The organism is Mycobacterium sp., assembly GCF_025933915.1.
Classification (GTDB): Bacteria; Actinomycetota; Actinomycetes; order Mycobacteriales; family Mycobacteriaceae; genus Mycobacterium.
Genome location: NZ_JAICZA010000292.1, coordinates 1 through 2,606, shown reverse-complemented (window position 1 = coordinate 2,606; position 2,606 = coordinate 1). Strand labels below are relative to the sequence as shown.

Sequence of the window (2,606 nt, the reverse complement as noted above, 5' to 3'; positions counted from 1 at the left end):
CCGGCCAACTCTCGACTCGTGTCGTAGTCGAACACGACATGACCCGCGGCGATGTCCACATCGCGCTTGGCCCGCTGCAGGGGGCTGGACAGGAAGTGGGCGCTGGCGCCGGACGCTTCCAAGAGATCGGCGATGATCGCCCGGCACTCGTGCACGGTGCGGGCGGCCGCCAGCCGGGCATCGCCCCGCACCGATCGGCTCACCCGCTCGCCGCTGACGACGATCGCCTCGATCTCGTCGGCGGTCTTGGCGATCAACGCTCGCAGCGCGCTCAGTCGCACCCGGGCATCGCCGAGCCGGATCTGCGCGGCGGGCTGATCCTTTTGCGCGACCCCGCTGTAGGGCAGCACCCGTCCGCTCAGCCGCTCGGCGAAGAGCTCGGTCACCCGTTCCGCGGTCCCGAGCACGGGCATCGACGCCGTCAGCGCCAGCGCGGGAACCATCGGCCACCGGTAGGTCGGGACCCCGTGCTCACGCGCGCCGGGCGCCGTCCCGCCGTAGATGTCGGCCACGGCGACCAATCGATGCTCGGGGACGAGGACGTCGTCGATGACCAGGTCATGCGAACCGGTGCCGCGCATACCGGCGGTGTGCCAGGTGTCGAGGACCTCGACCTGGCCGGCGGGCACCACCACGAGCGCCGGATCGATCCGGTCCTCGCGCTCGATCAGCGCGCCGACGACCACCCAGTCGGCATCCATCGCGCCCGTCGCCCACGACCACCTGCCGGTCACCCGCACGCCGCCGTCGGCCGGGGTGCCACGCCCGGTCGGGGCCAGGGGTGCCGGCGCCAGCACTGAGCCTGACGCGAACACCTCCTCCTGCGCCCGCGCATCGAACAACGACAGCATCCAGTTGTGCAGCGCGTAGAAACCCAGCGTCCAGGCACTCGAGGCGCAGCCATGCGCCATCCGCCGAATCGGCTGCAGCAGTTCGGGAAAGGACGCTTGAAGCCCGCCGAACCGGGCCGGAAGCAACAACCGGAACAGGTCGGTCTGCTGGAAATCGTCGACCGTCGCGGCGGGCAGCCGCCGCAACCGCTCGGCCTCCTCGGCGCGATCGGCGAGCCGCGCGACGAATTCGTCGGTGATGCCGTGCAGGGGGCGGCTGTCGACCACGGACATGCACCCGACCGTAACATACTTTTTAGTATGTAATTGTGGGCGCGCGGCTCCATCGCCGATTGCTACCATCGCGCGGTGAACGATCGCCCCGGTGGTCTGCGATCCATCGCACGCCGCGACATCCTGAAGATCGCCGGTGTCATGCCGGCGGTCTTGGGCGCCGCCGCGGTCCTGCCCACCCCGCGCGCGGCCGCCGGCGTCGCCGGGATGTCCGTCTTCCTCGACCCCGGCCACAACGCCGTCAACGACGCGTCGATCAGCCGGCAGGTTCCCAACGGCCGCGGTGGCACCAAGCCGTGCCAGACCTCGGGCGCCGCGGCAGATGACGGCTATCCCGAGCACGCGTTCACCTGGGCGGTGGTGGGGCTGATCAGCGATGCGCTGAACCAGATGGGCGTCCGCACCCAGCTGTCTCGCGACGGCGACAACGGCGTCGGCCCGTGCATCGACCAACGCGCGGCGGCGGCCAACGCCATGCGCCCGGACGCGATCGTGAGCATCCACGCCGACGGTGGGCCCCCGTCGGGCAGCGGGTTCCACGTCAACTACTCCAGCCCGCCGCTGAACGACGTCCAGGCCGGTCCCGCGGTGCAGCTGGCCCATGCGATGCGGGATGCCTTGGCCCAGACGGGTTTACCGCCGGCCAACTACATCGGCTCGGACGGTTTGTACGGCCGCGACGACCTCGCCGGGCTGAACCTCGCTCAGTACCCGGCGGTCCTCGTCGAACTCGGCAACATGAAAAACGCGGGCGACGTCGCGCGGATGCAAAGCGCGGACGGCCGGGCGAAATACGCCGTCGCGGTCACCCGGGGGATAGTCGCCTTTCTGAACACCAAAGCCGCGACCGGCTAACCGAGGAGCGGCGGCTCACTCGCCGAAGCCTCCGCCCGTCGGCAGCGGCGCCGGCCCGCCCGTGCCGAGGTGGCTGGAGGCGAAGGTGACGCCTTTGGCGATGATGGAGCCGTCGTCGGCGTAGGTGTCGTGGGCGGCGAAGTTCATGCCGTCGGAGCAGACGGGGTCTTCGGTGGCGCAGACTTTGAGGGTTTTGTCCTGGTAGGTGGGCCCGATGACGACGGGGGGTTCGCCCAGGAAGTTCATGGCGCGCACGTTGGGCATGCCGAAGAGCACGACCGAGGAGACGTGGTTGGCGATGTCGGGGGCCAGGGGTTTGGGGACGGTGGCGGGGTCGACGCCGTCGGGGACGGCGGCGGAGGTGACAAAGCCCATGACGGCTGCGCCTTGGGAGTAGCCGCCGAGGACCATTTTGGTGTTGGGGCAGTCGTGGGCCATCGAGACGATGTGGGTGCTGGCGTCTCTGATGCCGTCGAGGCCGGTGTCCCACTGCTCGGTGGCGGGGTAGTTGACGGGGTAGACGTCAAAGGAGCGGTCGCCGACGCGTTGGCGCAGCCCGTCGGTGAAGGCTTGTCCGGTGGGGCCCACGCCCGGGGCTTCGCCGGTGCCGCGGGCGAAGACCACTTG

At 70.1% G+C, this 2,606-nt stretch carries 3 protein-coding genes; 1 reads left to right on the top strand and 2 read right to left on the bottom strand.

What is annotated here, in order from left to right; translation table 11 throughout:
* Positions 1-1,124, bottom strand: a 1,124-nt coding sequence (locus Q0W90_RS24160) for an acyl-CoA dehydrogenase (RefSeq protein WP_297777168.1), incomplete at its 3' end; no start/stop codon positions are given.
* Positions 1,125-1,199: 75 nt separating this feature from the next.
* On the opposite strand from Q0W90_RS24160, the gene Q0W90_RS24155 reads away from it, so the two are divergent.
* The gene (locus Q0W90_RS24155) at positions 1,200-1,979 is read left to right on the top strand and encodes an Rv3717 family N-acetylmuramoyl-L-alanine amidase (RefSeq protein ID WP_297777165.1); all 780 of its coding nucleotides are present in this window, start codon (positions 1,200-1,202) and stop codon (positions 1,977-1,979) included.
* Between the two features lie 15 nt (positions 1,980-1,994).
* On the opposite strand, the gene Q0W90_RS24150 is transcribed toward Q0W90_RS24155, so the two are convergent.
* The coding region (locus Q0W90_RS24150; protein WP_297777163.1) for a cutinase family protein at positions 1,995-2,606 on the bottom strand (612 nt) is incomplete at its 5' end.